This is a genomic window from Paraburkholderia sp. (assembly GCF_047605525.1).
Lineage (GTDB): Bacteria > Pseudomonadota > Gammaproteobacteria > Burkholderiales > Burkholderiaceae > Paraburkholderia.
Map to the genome: position 1 here is coordinate 13787 of NZ_JASGFN010000033.1, position 17949 is coordinate 31735.

Below are 17949 nucleotides of genomic sequence, written 5' to 3' on the forward strand. Positions count from 1 at the left end.
GCTGAGGTGAACTTCACCCCAGCGCCTTTTTCATTTTTTGCGTTACAGTGAAGCCACTGCTTTCCAGACCCTTTCGACCGTCATCCGACATGTACCGCGCGCGCGTCGCGCCCAGTTCTTACGCCATGCCGAAACCGCCGAAAATTCCGCAGTCCGTGCTCGTCGTCATCCACACGCCCGCGCTCGACGTGCTGTTGCTCGAACGCGCCGATCATGCAGGGTTCTGGCAGTCGGTGACGGGCTCGAAAGACCGGCTCGACGAACCGCTCGCCGAAACGGCGATACGCGAAGTCGGCGAGGAAACCGGCATCATGATCGGCGGCGCGCTGGTGCCGCAAAGCGCGCTGTTCGATTGGCAATATTCGATCGAATACGAGATCTACCCGGAATACCGCCATCGCTATGAAGCAGGCGTGATCCACAACACCGAGCACTGGTTCAGCCTGCAGGTGTCCGAGCGGATCGACGTGACGCTCGCGCCGCGCGAGCACACCGCCTATCTATGGCTGCCGTATGAAGAAGCGGCGTCGCGCTGCTTTTCGTCGTCGAATGCCGACGCGATCCTGCAGTTGCCGCGCCGGCTCGGCGCGCGCGCGACCAATCCGTCCCCCGATTTTCAGCCCGATCCACGGACCGGCCGGCAGGCCGGGGAGCGTGGCCAGTGAGCGGAGGTGGCGCGGGTCGTTTCGCGCGGCTGCGGCACACGCTGCTCGGCCGCCGTTACTGGCAGCGCTACCGCTTCACCAGCAACAACGAGGTCAGGCTGCTGCGCTCCGGCAATGAATTTTTCGATGCGCTGATCGGACGTATCGACGCCGCGGGGCACAGCGTCGCTCTCGAAACCTATATCTTCTGCGACGACGAAGCCGGCCAGGCGGTCAGCGACGCGTTGCTGCGCGCGGCCGCGCGCGGCGTCGAGGTGCGCGTGATTACCGACGGCATCGGCACCGCGCGCCTGAAGATGTTCGAGCAATGGCCGCCCGGCGGCATCGAGCACCGAATCTACAACCCGCATCTGTTCGGCCGCTTCGGCTTTTCGCGCACGCACCGCAAGCTTGCGGTGATCGACGATCAGTACGCGTATTGCGGCGGCATCAACATCGTCGACGATTACGAGAACAACGGCGAGAAGCTGCCGTACCGGCGCTGGGACTTCGCGGTCGAGCTGCGCGGACCGGTGGTCGCCGACGTGCGCGACGCGTTCAAGGTGCAGTGGCACCGGATTCGCGTCGGGCATCGGCCGCTCGAATCGATGAAGCCCGACCTCGGGCCGCGCGACGCCGCGTCGCTCGGCAGCCTGCGGCGGCGCCGGCGGCGCCGCAACGAGGAGCTGTGGGCGGGCGGCGAGCCGTGCGTCGCGTTCGTCGCGCGCGACAACATCATCAACCGCCGCGCGATCGAAAAGGCGTATCTGGCCGCGATCGGCCAGGCGCGCCACGAAATCCTGCTCGCCAATCCGTACTTCATGCCGGGGCGCAAGCTTCGCCGAGCGCTGGTGTTCGCGGCGCGGCGCGGGGTGACCGTGAAGCTGATCATCGGGCGCAAGGAGTTCAAGGCGCTCGATTACGCGGTGCCGTTTCTCTATCACGCGCTGCTGCGCGCGGGCGTGCAGATCGCCGAGTACGAGAAGACGCTGTTGCACGGCAAGGTCGCGGTGGTCGATTCGACCTGGGGCACCGTCGGCTCGTCGAATCTTGATGCGCTCAGCCTGATGCTCAACAACGAAGCGAACGTGGTGATCGTGAACGACCCGTCGATTGCCGGGCTGCGCGAGGCGATCCTCGGCGCGTTCGCGGACGCGCGCCCGATCGACGAGGCACACTACGAATCGCGCCCGGCCCGTGTGCGCGCGATCAGCTGGATCGCGTACACGAGCTACCGCGTCGCAATGAAGCTGCTGACGGTGGGCGGCTACGACTAGCTTCCATCAGAGCCCGCGCTTGCTGCATCATGTCGGCCAGCCGCGGCAAGCGGAGACGATCGGCAACCATCGATTCAAGACAAACGCCTCTAAAAATAAGATTGATCTGATTGTCGAAAGCCGCGAAATTGGAAACAGGTTAGAAACCGGTTTCTAATAAAGTCCTTGTTTCGCGGACGGCCGCACTCAATAATAGTACGGCCGTTCGATTTTAATTCTGGCCACATTAGAACGGTAAAACAGCTATGCGAAAAGGCGAACAAACGCGAGCCGCGATTCTCGATGCAGCACTCGATCTGGCAAGCCGTGACGGACTGGAAGGTCTGACCATCGGCCTGCTCGCCGAGCGCATGCAGATGAGCAAAAGCGGCGTGTTCGCGCATTTCGGGTCGCGCGAGGATCTGCAGGTCGAGGTCGTGCGTGAATATCACCGCCGTTTCGAAGACGAGGTGTTCTACCCGAGCCTGCGCGAGCCGCGCGGTCTGCCGCGCTTGCGCGCGATGATTTCCCGCTGGATCGAGAAACGCATCCAGGAAGTCACGACCGGCTGCATCTACATCAGCGGCGCCGTCGAATACGACGACCGCGCGGACAGCCCGGTGCGCGAGCAACTGGTGTCGAGCGTAACGATGTGGCGTGCGGCGCTCACGCGCGCGATTTCGCAGGCGATGGGAGAAGGGCATCTGCGCGCCGATACCGATCCGCAGCTGATGCTGTTCGAACTGTATAGCGTCACGCTCGGCCTGCATCATGACGCGCGCTTCCTGCATCTGCCGGATGCGGTGCGTCTCACGTGGGCCGCGCTGGAAAAACTGATTGATTCGTATCAGAGCGAAAGCCGTTAGCGGCGTCGCCGGCATTCACCGGAAACGCGCGGCGCAGAAAGTCCGTTCACGGACTCAGCCAACGGCCTGGCTTCTAGTCAAACTTGGAGAGAGTCATGGGACAGTACGCCGCGCCGTTGCGCGACATGCAATTCGTGTTGCACGAACTGCTCAACGTCGAAGCCGAACTCCGGCAAATGCCGAAGCACGCGGATCTCGACACCGACACGATCAACGCGGTGCTCGAGGAAGCCGGCAAGTTCTGCTCCGAAGTGCTGTTCCCGCTCAACCACAGCGGCGACCAGGAAGGCTGCACGTACGCCGGCGACGGCGTCGTGACCACGCCGAAGGGCTTCAGGGAAGCCTATAAGCAATACGTCGAAGCCGGCTGGCCGGCGCTCGGCTGCGACCCGGAATACGGCGGCCAGGGGCTGCCCGCGTTCGTCAACAACGCGCTCTATGAAATGCTGAATTCGGCGAATCAGGCATGGACGATGTATCCGGGCCTGTCGCACGGCGCGTACGAATGCCTGCACGCGCACGGCACGCCCGAATTGCAGCAGCGCTATCTGCCGAAGCTGGTCGCGGGCGTCTGGACCGGCACGATGTGCCTGACCGAGCCGCATTGCGGCACCGATCTCGGCATCCTGCGCACCAAGGCCGAGCCGAACGGCGACGGCTCGTACGCGATCAGCGGCACGAAGATCTTCATCTCGAGCGGCGAACACGATCTGGCGGAGAACATCGTTCACCTCGTGCTCGCGCGTCTGCCGGACGCGCCGAAAGGCACCAAGGGCATTTCGCTGTTCATCGTGCCGAAGTTCATCCCGAACGAAGCGGGCGAGCCCGGCGAGCGCAACGGCGTGAAGTGCGGGTCGATCGAACACAAGATGGGCATCCACGGCAACGCGACCTGCGTGATCAATCTCGACAACGCGAAGGGCTGGCTCGTCGGCGAGCCGAACAAGGGTCTCAACGCGATGTTCGTGATGATGAACGCAGCGCGTCTCGGTGTCGGCATGCAGAGCCTGGGCCTCACCGAAGTCGCGTATCAGAACTCGCTGACGTACGCGAAAGAGCGTCTGCAGATGCGTTCGCTGACCGGCCCGAAGGCGCCGGAAAAGGCCGCCGATCCGATCATCGTGCATCCGGACGTGCGCCGCATGCTGCTCACGCAGAAGGCCTACGCCGAAGCCGGCCGCGCATTCTCGTACTGGGCCGCGCTGCATATCGACAAGGAGCTGTCGCACGCGGACGAAGCCGAGCGCAAGGAAGCGGCCGACCTCGTCGCGCTGCTCACGCCGATCCTGAAGGCGTTTCTGTCGGACAACGCATTCGAAGGCACCAATCACGCGATGCAGATTTACGGCGGCCACGGTTTCATCGCCGAATGGGGCATGGAGCAGTACGTGCGCGACGCGCGCATCAACATGATCTACGAAGGCACCAACGGCATTCAGGCGCTCGACCTGCTCGGCCGCAAGGTGCTCGGCGACATGGGCGCGAAGATGAAGAAGTTCGGCAAGCTGGTCGCCGAATTCGTCGAAGCCGAAGGCATCAAGCCGGAAATGCAGGAGTTCGTGAACCCGCTCGCCGACATCGGCGAAAAGGTGCAGAAGCTGACGATGGAAATCGGCATGAAGGCGATGCAGAACCCGGACGAAGTCGGCGCCGCGGCCGTGCCGTATCTGCGCACGGTCGGCCATCTGGTGTTCTCGTACTTCTGGGCGCGCATGGCGCGTATCGCGCTGGACAAGGAGGCCTCGGGCGATCCGTTCTACAAGGCGAAGCTCGCCACCGCGCGCTTCTACTTCGCGAAGCTGCTGCCCGAAACGGCGATGACGATCCGCCAGGCGCGTGCCGGCTCGAAGCCGATGATGGACGTGGAAGAAGCGTTGTTCTGACGCTCGCAGATCGGGCGAGGCGCCCGCGCGCAGCGAATCCGCGCTGTCTCGCTCCAGACCACATACACCGCGCGAAGCACGAACGAAACTTCGCGCCACCGCATAACTCCCCGGAGAAACGACGTGAGCAATCTGATCATTCGCAAGGTAGCCGTGCTCGGCGCCGGCGTGATGGGCGCGCAGATCGCCGCGCACCTGATCAACGCCAAGGTGCCCGTGCTGCTGTTCGACCTGCCCGCAAAGGAAGGCCCGAAAAACGGGATCGCGCTGAAGGCGATCGAGAATCTGAAGAAGCTGTCGCCGGCGCCGTTCGGCGTGAAGGACGACGCGCAATACCTTCAGCCCGCGAATTACGACGACGACATCGCGAAACTCGCCGAATGTGACCTCGTGATCGAAGCGATCGCCGAGCGGATGGACTGGAAGCACGACCTGTACAGCAAGGTCGCGCCGCATATCGCGCCGCACGCGATCTTCGCGACCAACACGTCGGGTCTGTCGATCACCGCGCTGTCCGAAGGTTTCGCGGACGACCTGAAGGCGCGCTTCTGCGGCGTGCACTTTTTCAATCCGCCGCGCTACATGCATCTGGTCGAACTGATTCCGACCGCGGCGACGCGTCCGGAAATTCTCGACCAGCTCGAAACGTTCCTGACGAGCGTGGTCGGCAAGGGCGTCGTGCGCGCGAAAGATACGCCGAACTTCATCGCGAACCGCGTCGGCATTTTCTCGATCCTCGCGGTAATCACCGAAGCCGCGAAGTTCGGTCTGCGTTTCGACGAAGTGGACGATCTGACCGGTTCGCGCCTCAGCCGCGCGAAGTCGGCGACGTTCCGCACCGCCGACGTCGTCGGTCTCGACACGATGGCGCACGTGATCAAGACGATGCAGGACACGTTGCCCGACGATCCGTTTTTCCCGGTCTACGAAACGCCGGCCGTGCTCGCCGAACTGGTGAAGAAGGGCGCGCTCGGCCAGAAGACCGGCGGCGGTTTCTACAGGAAGGAAGGCAAGGCGATCAAGGTGCTCGATCCGAACACGGGCGAGTATGTCGACGGCGGCGCGAAGGCGGACGAAATCGTCGGCCGCATCCTGAAGCGGCCGCCCGCCGAGCGGCTGAAGCTGCTGCGCGAAACGCAGCACCCGCAGGCGCAGTTCCTGTGGGCGATCTTCCGCGACGTCTATCACTACATCGCCGTGCATCTGGAATCGATCGCCGACAACGCGCGCGACGTCGATCTCGCGATCCGCTGGGGCTTCGGCTGGAACGAAGGCCCGTTCGAAGGCTGGCAGACGGCCGGCTGGAAGCAGGTCGCCGAGTGGGTGCGGGAGGATATCGCGGCGGGCAAGGGGCTGGCCGACGTGCCGCTGCCGTCGTGGGTGACGGAAGGCGCGGTCGCCGACAAGGGCGGCGTGCATACCGATGAAGGCTCGTGGTCGCCGGCCACGAAGCGCTTCGTGCCGCGCTCGTCGCTCGACGTGTACCGCAAGCAGGTGTTCCGCGCGCCGCTCGCCGGCGAAACCGGCGCTGATCCGAAGACCTACGGCAAGACGCTATTCGAGACCGACGCGGTGCGCGCGTGGGTCGACGACCGCGCGGGCGAGGACGACGTGCTGATCGTGTCGTTCAAGAGCAAGATGAACACGATCGGACCGGCGGTGATCGACGGTCTGACGCAGGCAATCGAGCTGGCGGAGAAGGACTACAAGGGGCTGGTGGTATGGCAGCCGACCTCGCTGAAGCTCGGTACGCCGGGCGGTCCGTTCTCGGCGGGCGCGAACCTCGAAGAGGCGATGCCGGCGTTCATGATGGGCGGCGCGAAAGGCATCGAGCCGTTCGTGAAGAAGTTCCAGCAAGGCATGCTGCGCGTGAAGTACGCGAACGTGCCGGTAATTTCCGCGGTCTCGGGCATCGCGCTCGGTGGCGGCTGCGAGCTCGCGCTGCATAGCGCGAAGCGCGTCGCGCACGTCGAGAGCTATATGGGTCTCGTCGAAGTCGGCGTGGGTCTCGTGCCGGCGGGCGGCGGCCTCAAGGAGGCGGCGCTGCGCGCGGCGGAAGCCGCGACCCAGGTCGGCGCGACCAGCGATCTGCTGAAGTTCGTGCAGAAGTCGTTCGAAAACGCGGCGATGGCGAAGGTGTCGGCCTCCGCGCTCGATGCGCGCGCGATGGGTTATCTGAAGCCGTCGGACACGATCGTCTTCAACGTGTTCGAACTGCTCGACATCGCGAAGAAGGAAGCGCGCGCGCTCGCGGCTGCGGGTTATCGTCCGCCGCTGCGTGCGGTGCAGGTGCCGGTGGCGGGCCGCTCGGCGATCTCGACGATCAAGGCGTCGCTCGTCAACATGCGCGACGGCCGCTTTATCAGCGAGCACGATTTCCTGATCGCGAGCCGCATCGCGGAAGCGGTGTGCGGCGGCGACGTCGAAGCGGGCAGCCTCGTCGACGAAGAATGGCTGCTGCAACTCGAACGTCGCGCGTTCGTCGAGCTGCTCGGCACGCAGAAGACGCAGGAACGGATCATGGGCATGCTGCAAACCGGCAAGCCGGTACGCAACTAAGCGGCGACTTTAGAGGAACACGAAATGGCAAAGCAATTGCAGGACGCATATATCGTCGCCGCGAGCCGTACGCCGATCGGCAAGGCGCCGCGCGGCATGTTCAGGAACACGCGCCCGGACGAGCTGCTGGTTCACGCGATCAGATCGGCCGTCGCGCAGGTGCCGGGTCTCGACACCAGCGTGATCGAAGACGCGATCGTCGGTTGCGCGATTCCGGAAGCGGAGCAGGGCCTGAACGTCGCGCGCATCGGCGCGCTGCTCGCCGGCCTGCCGAACACGGTCGGCGGCGTCACGGTGAACCGCTTCTGCGCGTCGGGTCTGACCGCGCTCGCGATGGCCGCGGACCGTATCCGCGTCGGCGAATCGGACGCGATGATCGCGGGCGGCTGCGAATCGATGAGCATGGTGCCGATGATGGGCAACAAGCCGTCGCTGTCGCCGCATATCTTCGATCGCAACGAGGACATCGGCATCGCGTACGGCATGGGCCTGACCGCCGAGAAGGTCGCCGAGCGCTGGAAGATCAGCCGCGAAGCGCAGGACGCGTTCTCGGTCGAATCGCACCGCCGCGCGATCGCCGCGCAACAGGCCGGCGAATTCAACGACGAAATCGCCGCGTACACGCTCACCGAGCGCTTCCCCGATCTCGCCACCGGCGAAGTCAGCGTGAAGACGCGCGAGGTGTCGCTCGACGAAGGTCCGCGCGCGGACACGTCGATGGAAGGGCTAGCGAAGCTGCGCGCGGTGTTCGCGAACAAGGGCTCGGTGACGGCCGGCAACAGCTCGCAGACCTCGGACGGCGCGGGCGCGCTGATCGTCGTGTCGGAAAAGATCCTCAAGCAGTTCAATCTGACGCCGCTCGCGCGCTTCGTCAGCTTCGCGGTGCGCGGCGTGCCGCCGGAAATCATGGGCATCGGCCCGAAGGAAGCGATTCCGGCCGCGCTGAAGGCCGCGGGCCTGAAGCAGGACGACCTCGACTGGATCGAGCTGAACGAGGCATTCGCCGCGCAGTCGCTCGCGGTGATCCAGGACCTCGGCCTCGATACCGCGAAGATCAACCCGCTCGGCGGCGCGATCGCGCTCGGCCATCCACTCGGCGCGACCGGCGCGATCCGCGCGGCGACCGTCGTGCACGGGCTGCGCCGCCGCAACTACAGGTACGGGATGGTGACGATGTGCGTCGGCACCGGCATGGGCGCGGCGGGCATCATCGAGCGGCTGTAAGCCGCTGATAGCGATCCACTAAGACCACGCAACGGTTCGCGAGCCGCCCGGCTTGCGAACCGTTTTTACATTCGGCAGGAGCGAAAGGAGATGAACGGGATGACGACGGATATTCTGGTCGAGCGCGCCGACGCGGTGCTGACGATCGCCTTCAACCGGCCCGGCAGGAAGAACGCGATCACGGCCGCGATGTATCAGACGATGGCCGACGCGCTCGTCGACGCGCAGCGCGACACGTCGGTGCGCGCAATCCTGATTCGCGGCAGCGCGGGCATTTTCAGCGCCGGCAACGATCTCGAGGACTTCATGAAGACGCCGCCGGTCGGCGAGAACGCGCCGGTGTTCCAGTTCCTGCGCGCGATCAGCTCGGCGGAGAAGCCGCTCGTGGCGGCAGTCGCGGGCCCGGCGGTGGGCGTCGGCACGACGCTGCTACTGCATTGCGATCTGGTCTATGCGGCCGACACCGCGAGCTTTTCGCTGCCGTTCACGCAGCTCGGGCTGTGCCCGGAAGCGGCGTCGAGCCTGCTGCTGCAGCGCGTGGCCGGCTATCAGGCGGCGGCCGAAAAGCTGCTGCTCGGCGAGGCGTTCGACGCGGCCGAGGCGCACCGGATGGGCTTCGTGAATCGCGTGCTGCCGGCGGGCGAGGTCGATGCGTTCGCGGCTTCGCAGGCCGCGAAGCTGGCGGCATTGCCGGCATCGTCGTTGCGTGTGACGAAGAGTCTGATGAAGCGCGCGAGCCAGCAGGAGCTGCAAACGCAGATAGCCGAGGAAGCCGTGCACTTCGGCAAGATGCTGCTCGCGCCGGAAGCGGCCGAGGCGTTCAAGGCGTTCTTCGAGAAGCGCAAGCCGGATTTCCGCTCCTTCCCGTAGCCGATTACGGGTCGCGGCGCGGCTTCTGCACCGGCTTGCGCTTTTGACGCTGCGGGGCTCTTATCCGCGTTCTTCGATCGAATCGACGCGATCGGTATAGAACGCGAGGTGATCGCGGATCGGCTCGACCGCGGGATGGGGCGATTCGTAAGTCCAGATCGCGTTAGTGGCGCGCTCGCCGCCCGCCGGAATCGAAAAATACGCGGCGTCGCCCTTGTATGGGCAGTACGTCGCATGGTCCGTGCGTTCGAGCTGCGTCATGTCGACGTCCTTTCTCGGGACGTAGAACACGGGCGGATAGTGCGCTTCGCGCAGCGTCAGCGCGTCGCGGGTGTCGGCGACGATGCGGCCCGCGACCGTGACCACGACGCGCGAGGGATTGCGCTCGATCGTGATCGGATGATCGGGACCGGGAATCTTCACGCTTCGCGTCGTGTTCGGGACGTTGCTGGTGGACATGGTGTGGCTCCTTGAATCAAACGGTTTCATTGGCCGACGAGTCGGCGGACTCGTCGGTGTGTGCGTCGTCGTAGGCGCGAAAGTCGATGTATGCGCGCTCGTCGCCGCCCCAGAACGCGTCGCGCCGATACGGCGTGAGCGGCAAGTTGCGGCGCAACCGCTCGGGCAGATCCGGGTTCGACGAAAACCAGCGGCCGAATGCGACCAGATCGGCATCGCCGCGTTGCAGGATCTGTTCGGCGCCCGCGCGGTCGAAACCGCCGGCCGCGATGATCGGTCCGCCGAACACCTGCCGCAGGAACGACGACGCGACGGGCGCCTCGCCTTCGACGAGCGTTTCCGTGCCCATCACGCGCGGTTCGATCACATGCAGATAAGCGAGACCGTATGCATCGAGCCGCTCGGCGAAATAGCCGAAGGTCGCCTTGGGATCGCTGTCGGAGATCGCGCCCCAGCGGCCGCTCGGCGATACGCGCACGCCGACGCGATCCGCGCCCCAGACGGACGCCAACGCGTCCACCAGTTCCAGCGAAAAGCGCGCGCGTTTTTCGATCGTACCGCCATAGGCATCGGTGCGTTTGTTCGTGCCGTCCTGCAGGAACGTGTCCGCGAGATAGCCGTTTGCGTTGTGCAGTTCGACGCCGTCGAATCCGGCGGCTTTGGCGCGTTGCGCGGCGCGCCGGAACGACTCGACGATTGCCGGAATCTCGTCGATCCCGAGCGCGCGATGCGGCGAGTTCGGCACCCAGCCGTTGTGCGTGAATACCGTGGTTTCGTACGGCACGACAGAAGGTGCGACGGGCGCGTTGCCCCCGCTCAGATCGATATGCGACTGACGCCCGTCGTGCGCGATCTGCATGAAAATGCGCGCGCCTTTTGCGTGAACGGCGTCGGTGATCTTCTTCCAGGCTTCGGCATGCGCGTCCGTGTAGATGCCCGGCGCGCCGAGGTAGCCGCGGCTGTCATAGGAAGGATGCGCGCTTTCCGTAATCAGCAGGCCGCCTCGCGATGCGCGCTGGCGGTAATACTCGACCATCATCGCGCTCGGACTGTCATCGGAGTCGGCGCGCAGGCGCGTCATCGGCGCGTGCACGACGCGGTGCGACAGTTGCAGCGGGCCAATCTTCGCTGGCGAGAACAGTTTGAGATTCGTGTCGGTCATCTGGAAGCCTTTGTCGGTTGATACCGGCCGGATGCGGCGCGGCCGTGCGGTGCTCGTCAGCGCTTCGGCCGTCGCTCAGCAATAGCAGGCAGGTATGGCGATGAACTTGCGCGGCCGGTTTGCGCGCCGCGCGATGTGACTGCTGGCAGGTAATCTAGCCGTCGCTTGCGCAAAGAAAAAAGACTTTGTAGGCTTGCTGGCATGCCTTGGAGGCATGGCGCTCCGCCCGTGCGCAAGCGGGCAGGAATGGAGCAAACGGGAGACAGCATGGAGTTACGCCACCTGCGCTATTTCGTTGCCGTCGCGGAAACGGGCAGCCTCACCGTCGCCGCCGGGCAGCGGCTGTACACGTCGCAGCCGTCGCTTAGCAGGCAGATCCGCGATCTCGAGGACGAAGTTCGGGCGGAGCTCTTCACCCGCAGCGCGCGCGGCGTCGAGCTGACGCCGTCCGGCAAGGCATTCCTCGACCACGCGCGGCTGGCGCTCGCCCAGGTCGATGCCGCGATCGAGGCGGCGCGGCGCGCCGCGCGGCCCGCCAAACAGGTCTTCGCGCTCGGCTTCCTGACCGGTCAGGAAATGACGTGGCTGCCGCGCGCCATGCAGGTGCTGCGCGACGAGTTGCCGAATATCGACGTGACGGTGTCGAGCGGCTACTCCCCCGATCTCGCCGACGCCGTGGCGCGAGGCAAGCTCGACCTTGCCTTCGTGCGCACGGAGCCGGGGCTGGATCTCGACTACCGCGTCGTCCATCGCGAGAAACTGATCGTGCTGATGCCGAGCGATCATCGGCTGACGGCAAAAGCGGCGATCCGTCCGTCGGATTTGCAGGGCGAGCCGTTTGTCATGGCGTCGAACAAGGCGCGCGTGCTGCACGATGTGATCGCGCAATATCTGCACGAGAACGGGCTCGATCTGAAGCCCGAGCATGGCGTCGACAACCTTGCGATGGCGATGTCGCTCGTCGCTTCGACGCGCGGGCTGTCGCTGATGCCGGAGTACGCGAACAACCTGCTGCCGTGGTCGGTGGTGAGCCGGCCCCTCGAAGGCGAGGCGCCGACCGTCGATCTCGCGATCGGCTATAGCCGTTCGAATGCGTCGCCGGTGCTGAAGCTGTTTCTGTCGAGAACGGATGAACTCGTTGCCGCGAGTTGAACTGACACGTGCCGGCGCAATGGGTATTTATGTGTTTTTAGCGCCGTCGCTTGATGGATTGCGCGATGCCGTCGCTCAGGACCGCGGCTGCCACGTGTCGTAATCCACGTAGCTCGATTCGCGGCAGAAGCTCACGAGCCGCACGCCCGCCTCGCGCGCAATCGCAATCGCGAGCGACGACGGCGCCGAGATCGTCGCGACCATCGGCACGTCGACACGCGCGGCCTTGCGCACCAGCTCGTAGCTCGCGCGGCTCGACAGAAACACGAAACCGTCGCGCGTATCGGCGCGAGCGAGCACGAGCTGGCCGATCAGCTTGTCGAGCGCGTTGTGGCGGCCGACATCCTCGAACGCATAGCGGATCGCGCCTGCCGCATCGCACCATGCGGCCGCGTGCAGCCCGCCCGTGAGCCGCGTGAGCGCCTGATGTTCGGGCAGCGCGCGCGCGGCGCGCGCGATCGCATCGGGCGCGAGACGTTGCAGAAAACCGGTGTCGGGCACCCGTTGCGGCTTCAGATCGAGCAGATCGATGCTTTCGATTCCGCACACGCCGCAGCCGGTGCGCCCGGCGAGCGCGCGGCGTTTCTCCTTCAACGCGGCGAACGCCTGCTGCACGACCTGCAGATGCACTTCGGCATGCGGCAGCTCGCCGTGGTCGTGCGATTCGACCTCGATATCCTGGATGTCGCTGCCGCGCTCGACGATACCCTCCGAAATCGCGAAGCCGACCGCGAACGCTTCGAGATCGCGCGGCGTGCACATCATCACCGCGTGCGAAATGCCGTTGAAGACGAGCGCGACCGGCCACTCCTGGCCGACGTGATCCGTGACGGTTTCGACCGTCGCGCCGCGATGGCGGCGCACCTCGCGCGGCACCGCGCCGGGTTGTTCGCCGGTGTCGCGGGCGACGGCGAGGGGGTTCGTCCGGGCCGCCGCCTCTTTACCGCCGCGCCCGTTTTCCTGTCCGTTCAAGCTGTTTCACTCCTGTACATACAAGCGCGTATAAGCGCCCGCGCGCGCCTGCGGCGCGCGAATAAGGTTCTAAAATACCTCAAGCGACGTCCACACGCTGTCCGTTACCGGGAAGGAGCACTGTCATGGGACTCAGCGAAGCACCGCTTCTGTTCGACTTCGAAGTCGCGTCTTCGGAGAATTTCACCTATATCCCGATGGCGGTGCGCTTCAATCTCGACCGTTTCGGCCTGCGTATTTCACTCGACCAATGGCAGCAACTGCCGCTCGAAGACCGCAAGCTGCTCGCACGTTTCCCGGTCGACGAAGACAGGCAGATCGAGCCGAATTTCGATCACGCGCTGTTCGAAATGCTGCGCACTCACGCGAACGTCGAGCCGGAGTGGTTCACGCCGGAGGAGGCGCCCGCCTGGCGCCGCACCGACAGTGTGCCCGAAGGTGTCGCGCATCAGGCGGGACTCGCGGGTCTCGCCGCGCCGAGCGTCGCGCGCTGGGCCGCGCTCGATCCTTTCAGGCGCTACGTGCTCGCCAAGCTGTCGCGCAAGCCGGAAGCAAACCACGACTTCGTCCCGGCGATGAAGGAGTTTGGCGCGGCCGGCTAGGTGCGGCCGGCCAGGCGCGGCCGGCCTGGCGCGGCCATTTCACCCTTTCCCCAATTTTTTTCATCCGTACCCTCAACCCGTTTCCGAACGCTGCCGATATCCAAAGGTTGGCGCGCAAAAAGATTCGTATCGATGCGGCCCGACGCACCGACAGTGAGCGCGCGCTCCCGTCCTCGGCCCGATTGACGTTCGGAACCCATGATCCCTTTCTTATCGAAGCGGCTGCTGATCAACATCGCGGTCGTCGTCGTCGCGGTCGGTGCAAACGCGTTCGTCGGGTACACGCAGATTCGCGGACAACGCGACGCCGATGCACGCCTGCAGCGCTCGACGAGCGTGCGCCAAAACCTCGATGCGTATCGCGCCGCGCTGCGCGCCGGGGAAAACCACGCGCTGGAGACCTCGCTCGCGGCGTCGGCGAGCGACAGCGAGCGCGCGACGTTCGTGCTGATCGTGACGATGCTCGCCGGCGGCACGCTGCTCGTCATGACGTTCGGCGCGCGCGAGAACAGCGCGCGCGAAAAACTGCGCAGCGCCCGCGCGCTGGTGCGTAACGAGGAGCGCTTTCGCAGCCTGTTCGACGATCATTCGGTGCCGATGTACATCTACGATCGCGAGACGCTGCGCTTTCTCGCCGTCAACGCGGCCGCGATCCAGCAATACGGCTACACGGAAAGCGAGTTTCTGAACATGACGATCCGCGCGATCCGGCCGAGTGCCGAAATCGCGCGCCTCGAAACGCATCTGCGCCGCGGCGACGCGCTCCGCCAGGGGCACACGATGGCGGGCATCTGGCGTCACCGGCGCAAGGACGGCTCGATCATCAGTGTCGACGTGTCGTATCACGCGCTCAACTTCATGGGACGCGACGCGCTCTTCGTGCTCGCGGACGATGTGACCGATCAGATCAACGCCGAAGCCGAAGCGCAGCGCTCGAACCAGATGCTCGAAGCGGTGATCGACAGCATTCCGCAGCGCATCTTCTGGAAGGATCTGGACTCGCGCTATCTCGGCTGCAACATGGCGTTCGCGCTCGATGCCGGGCTCGCGTACCCCGAGCAGGTGGTCGGCAAGAGCGATGCGGACCTGCCGTGGGCCCAGTTCGCCGGCGTGCTGACCGGGCACGATCGCGAAGTCGTGAGTACCGGCGTGCCGAAGATGAATTTCGAGGTCGAGCTCGTGATCGACGGCGAGTACCGCACGCGGGTCACGAACAAGCAGCCGTTCACCGACGGCGACGGCCGCGTGATCGGCGTGCTCGGTTCATACACGGACGTGACCGAGCGCAAGCGCGCCGATCTCGCGCTGCGTCTGCAAAGCCGCGCGCTCGACGCGAGCGTCAACGCGATCCTGATCACCGCGCCGTCGCCGTCGGGCAATCTGATCGAGTACGTGAATCCGGCGTTCATGCGCATCACCGGCTACGCTCCGGCCGAGGTGATCGGCCACGACTGCCGCGTGCTGCAACGCGACGACCGCGACCAGGAGGGCGTCGCGCTGATTCGCGAGGCGCTCGCGGCGAACCGCGAGGTGAGCGCGGTAATGCGCAACTATCGCAAGGACGGCGCGCTGTTCTGGAATCAACTGTTCATCGCGCCGGTGCCGAATGCCGACGGCGTGATCACGCATCATATCGGCGTGATCAACGACGTGACCGAGCTGATCCGCTATCAGGAGCAACTCGAATATCAGGCCAACTACGACGGCCTCACGCGCCTGCCGAACCGCAACCTGCTGCGCGACCGGCTCGAACATGCGCTCGTCGTCGCGCGGCGCCATCACAACGGTGTCGCGGTCGTGTTCCTCGATCTCGACGGTTTCAAGAACGTCAACGACAGCCTGGGGCACAGCGTCGGCGACCGGCTGCTCGGCGTGGTCGCGGAACGTCTGACGCGCTGCTCGCGCACCAGCGACACGGTCGCGCGGCACGGCGGCGACGAGTTCGTGATCGTGATGACCGACACCGTCGACGAAAAATCGCTGATCGCGTGGATGGAGCGCGTGCGAGTGTCGATCGCCGAGCCGGTCTGGCTCGACGGCCATGAGCTGTACGTCGGCTGCAGCATGGGCGCGAGCCTGTTCCCGCAGGACGGCGACGACGCCGAAACGCTGATGAAGAAGGCCGACGTCGCGATGTATCGCGCGAAGGACATGGGCCGCAACACGTTCCAGTTCTATCAGCCGGAGATGAACGCGAGCGCCGGCGCGCGCCTGAACCTCGAGCGGCGCCTGCGCCGCGCGCTGCGCGACGACGAGTTCCTGCTGCACTATCAGCCGCAGATCGATATCGGCAGCGGCCAGATCGTCGGTGTCGAGGCGCTGGTGCGCTGGCACGATCCGGAGGTCGGGCTCGTGCCGCCGTCGTCGTTCATTCCGCTCGCCGAGGAGAGCGGGCTGATCGGCCCGCTGTCGGAGTGGGTGCTGCGCGAGGCGTGCCGGCAGAACAAGGCGTGGCAGGACGACGGGCTGCCGCCGGCGCGGGTGTCGGTGAATCTGTCGGCGCGCGTGTTCCAGCAGCGCGATATCGCCGGGCTGGTCAAACAGGTGTTCGCCGAGACCGGGCTCGAGCCGAAGTACCTCGAACTCGAATTGACCGAAAGCACGATCATGCGCAACGCCGAAGAGGCGGTGTCGATGCTCAACGAACTGCACGCGCTCGGCATCGGTCTCGCGATCGACGACTTCGGCACCGGCTATTCGAGCCTCAGCTATCTGAAACGCTTCCCGGTGGACCGGCTCAAGATCGACCGCTCGTTCGTGTCGGATATCGGCGTGTCGCTCGACGGCGAAACGATCACGTCGGCGATCATCGCGCTCGCGCATTCGCTGAAGCTGCAGGTGATCGCCGAGGGGGTGGAGACGTCGGCACAACTCGATTTTCTGAAAAAGCGCGAGTGCGACGAGATGCAGGGGTTCTACTTCGCGAAGCCGCTGTCGACGGAGGCGATTTCCGGGCTGCTGCACGGCGGGTGGGTGTGGGAGCTGGAGACGGCGTAGGCGCGAGTCGCGAAACCTCATCGCAAATCAGGGCGCCGCGCGGCGCCCTGATTTGCATTAAACATCAAGACGGACCATCATTCCGCCGGCGTGTCCAGGAACACCGGCAGGCTCTCCGCGAGCGTGGAAAACTTCTCCAATTGCGGATGATCCGCCTTGCCGACCAGCTCCGGCAGCATCATGTGCGTGAAATTCCACGCGACCGCCACCGCAACGAGCGCCGCGTCGAACTGCTCCTGTTTGTCAGGCAGCGGCGCGGCGGCCAGTTCGCGTTCGAGTTCGGCGTAAGCGGCGAGCAGTTGCGCGCGCACGCGGTCGACCCACGGCTCATGCTGCCTGTCGGCCGGCCGCAGATTGCGTTCGTAGACGATCTGCACGCTCTTTTCACTCGCGGACAGCGCGAGGCCGGTCAGGCGCGCCGCGCGCAGCGCCTTGTCGGGCTGCGTCGGGAACAGCGGGTTCGGACCGGCGAGCGTCGCCAGATATTGAAGGATCACCGTCGAGTCCATCAGCACCGTACCGTTGTCGGCGATCAGCGTGGGTGCCTTGACGACCGGGTTGATCTTCGCGAACTGGTCATAGGTGCGGAAAACCGAAATCGACTCGTGTTCGAAGTCGAGTCCGAGCAGCTTCATGCAGATGGCGACACGCCGCACGTAGGGCGAGTCGAGCATTCCGATCAGTTTCATCTCATTCCCTTTAGAAGATCGACAATCGGGCGCCCGTGCCTCGTTGCCCCTGGCTTAAGCATCCTTGCGAGGGAACGGAAGCATAGGCGCGGGCGGTGCATGGAATCGGGTCCGGCGGGGTCAGTCCAGCGCGGGCAGCGCGCGCGGACGGCGGTTGCTGTCGGTGGCGACGTAGGTCAGGATCGCCTCCGTGACCTTGACGACTTCCTGCGGGAGATTCAAGCGCTGCGCGTACACCTCGACCGACACCGTCACCGACGTATTGCCGGTCTTGACGATATCCGCGTAAAAGCTCAGCAGATCGCCGACGAACACCGGCTGCTTGAACAGGAACGAGTTGACCGCGATGGTCGCCACCCGCCCGTTCGCGCGGCTGCTTGCCGGAATCGAGCCGGCGATGTCGACCTGCGCCATGATCCAGCCGCCGAATACGTCGCCGTGGATGTTCGCATCCGATGGCTGGGGCATCACGCGCAGTGCGCAGGGCTTGGACGGAAGTTGAAGAAGATCGGTCATCGGGACATCCTTGGAAAACGTAGTCACGCGTATTTGCGCGTATTTGCAGTATTGGCTGGACCGTGCAGCAACGTGCGGGCGCCGGCCGCACAGCCCAT

16 protein-coding genes are annotated in these 17949 nt (G+C 65.1%); 10 read left to right on the plus strand and 6 right to left on the minus strand.

Annotated elements, in window-relative coordinates:
- The first annotated feature begins 125 nt into the window (after positions 1-125).
- The 7 genes from nudB (at position 126) to QM685_RS32800 (ending at position 9302) form a co-directional block, all read left to right on the plus strand.
- The gene (nudB, locus tag QM685_RS32770) at positions 126-665 is read left to right on the plus strand and encodes a dihydroneopterin triphosphate diphosphatase (RefSeq protein ID WP_415123340.1); all 540 of its coding nucleotides are present in this window, start codon (positions 126-128) and stop codon (positions 663-665) included.
- Entirely contained in the window at positions 662-1921 is a 1260-nt protein-coding gene (gene clsB / locus QM685_RS32775; protein WP_415123342.1) for a cardiolipin synthase ClsB, read from the plus strand. The genes nudB and clsB overlap by 4 nt, the downstream gene beginning before the upstream one ends.
- 245 nt (positions 1922-2166) lie before the next feature.
- Entirely contained in the window at positions 2167-2766 is a 600-nt protein-coding gene (locus QM685_RS32780; protein WP_415123345.1) for a TetR/AcrR family transcriptional regulator, read from the plus strand.
- A gap of 95 nt (positions 2767-2861) precedes the next feature.
- Positions 2862-4649: an acyl-CoA dehydrogenase C-terminal domain-containing protein gene (locus QM685_RS32785; RefSeq protein WP_415123347.1), complete on the plus strand. Its 1788-nt coding sequence runs from the start codon at positions 2862-2864 to the stop codon at positions 4647-4649.
- Positions 4650-4772: 123 nt separating this feature from the next.
- Positions 4773-7208 carry a 3-hydroxyacyl-CoA dehydrogenase/enoyl-CoA hydratase family protein gene (locus QM685_RS32790; RefSeq protein WP_415123349.1) on the plus strand — a complete coding sequence of 812 codons (2436 nt, stop codon included), beginning with the start codon at positions 4773-4775 and terminating at the stop codon, positions 7206-7208.
- Positions 7209-7232: 24 nt separating this feature from the next.
- Positions 7233-8432, plus strand: a complete 1200-nt coding sequence (locus QM685_RS32795; protein ID WP_415123351.1) for an acetyl-CoA C-acyltransferase — start codon at positions 7233-7235, stop codon at positions 8430-8432.
- Positions 8433-8531: 99 nt separating this feature from the next.
- Positions 8532-9302 carry an enoyl-CoA hydratase gene (locus QM685_RS32800; protein ID WP_415123353.1) on the plus strand — a complete coding sequence of 257 codons (771 nt, stop codon included), beginning with the start codon at positions 8532-8534 and terminating at the stop codon, positions 9300-9302.
- Between the two features lie 60 nt (positions 9303-9362).
- Here the strand turns inward: QM685_RS32800 and QM685_RS32805 are convergent, their stop codons facing one another.
- Both QM685_RS32805 and QM685_RS32810 read right to left on the minus strand, forming a co-directional pair.
- Complete coding sequence (locus tag QM685_RS32805) at positions 9363-9761, minus strand: DUF427 domain-containing protein (RefSeq protein ID WP_415123355.1); 399 nt, start codon at positions 9759-9761, stop codon at positions 9363-9365.
- Between the two features lie 16 nt (positions 9762-9777).
- On the minus strand, positions 9778-10923 hold the full coding sequence (locus QM685_RS32810; protein ID WP_415123357.1) for an alkene reductase: 1146 nt from the start codon (positions 10921-10923) through the stop codon (positions 9778-9780).
- Between the two features lie 267 nt (positions 10924-11190).
- On the opposite strand from QM685_RS32810, the gene QM685_RS32815 reads away from it, so the two are divergent.
- Entirely contained in the window at positions 11191-12075 is an 885-nt protein-coding gene (locus QM685_RS32815) for a LysR family transcriptional regulator (protein WP_415123359.1), read from the plus strand.
- Positions 12076-12150: 75 nt separating this feature from the next.
- On the opposite strand, the gene fdhD is transcribed toward QM685_RS32815, so the two are convergent.
- Entirely contained in the window at positions 12151-13047 is an 897-nt protein-coding gene (gene fdhD / locus QM685_RS32820) for a formate dehydrogenase accessory sulfurtransferase FdhD (RefSeq protein WP_415123361.1), read from the minus strand.
- Between the two features lie 125 nt (positions 13048-13172).
- Here fdhD and QM685_RS32825 point away from each other — a divergent pair, with 125 nt between their 5' ends.
- Entirely contained in the window at positions 13173-13649 is a 477-nt protein-coding gene (locus tag QM685_RS32825; protein ID WP_415123363.1) for a nitrate reductase associated protein, read from the plus strand.
- Here QM685_RS32825 and QM685_RS32830 read toward each other — a convergent pair.
- On the minus strand, positions 13646-13849 hold the full coding sequence (locus QM685_RS32830; RefSeq protein WP_415123365.1) for a hypothetical protein: 204 nt from the start codon (positions 13847-13849) through the stop codon (positions 13646-13648). The genes QM685_RS32825 and QM685_RS32830 overlap by 4 nt on opposite strands.
- Here QM685_RS32830 and QM685_RS32835 point away from each other — a divergent pair.
- Positions 13848-16646, plus strand: coding sequence for an EAL and GGDEF domain-containing protein (locus QM685_RS32835; protein WP_415123367.1), 2799 nt, complete (start codon positions 13848-13850; stop codon positions 16644-16646). The two genes, QM685_RS32830 and QM685_RS32835, sit on opposite strands and share 2 nt — an antisense overlap.
- A gap of 77 nt (positions 16647-16723) precedes the next feature.
- Here the strand turns inward: QM685_RS32835 and QM685_RS32840 are convergent, their stop codons facing one another.
- Complete coding sequence (locus QM685_RS32840) at positions 16724-17335, minus strand: glutathione S-transferase family protein (RefSeq protein ID WP_415123369.1); 612 nt, start codon at positions 17333-17335, stop codon at positions 16724-16726.
- A 120-nt stretch (positions 17336-17455) separates the two neighbouring features.
- The gene (locus tag QM685_RS32845; RefSeq protein ID WP_415123371.1) at positions 17456-17851 is read right to left on the minus strand and encodes an acyl-CoA thioesterase; all 396 of its coding nucleotides are present in this window, start codon (positions 17849-17851) and stop codon (positions 17456-17458) included.
- Positions 17852-17949 lie beyond the last annotated feature (98 nt).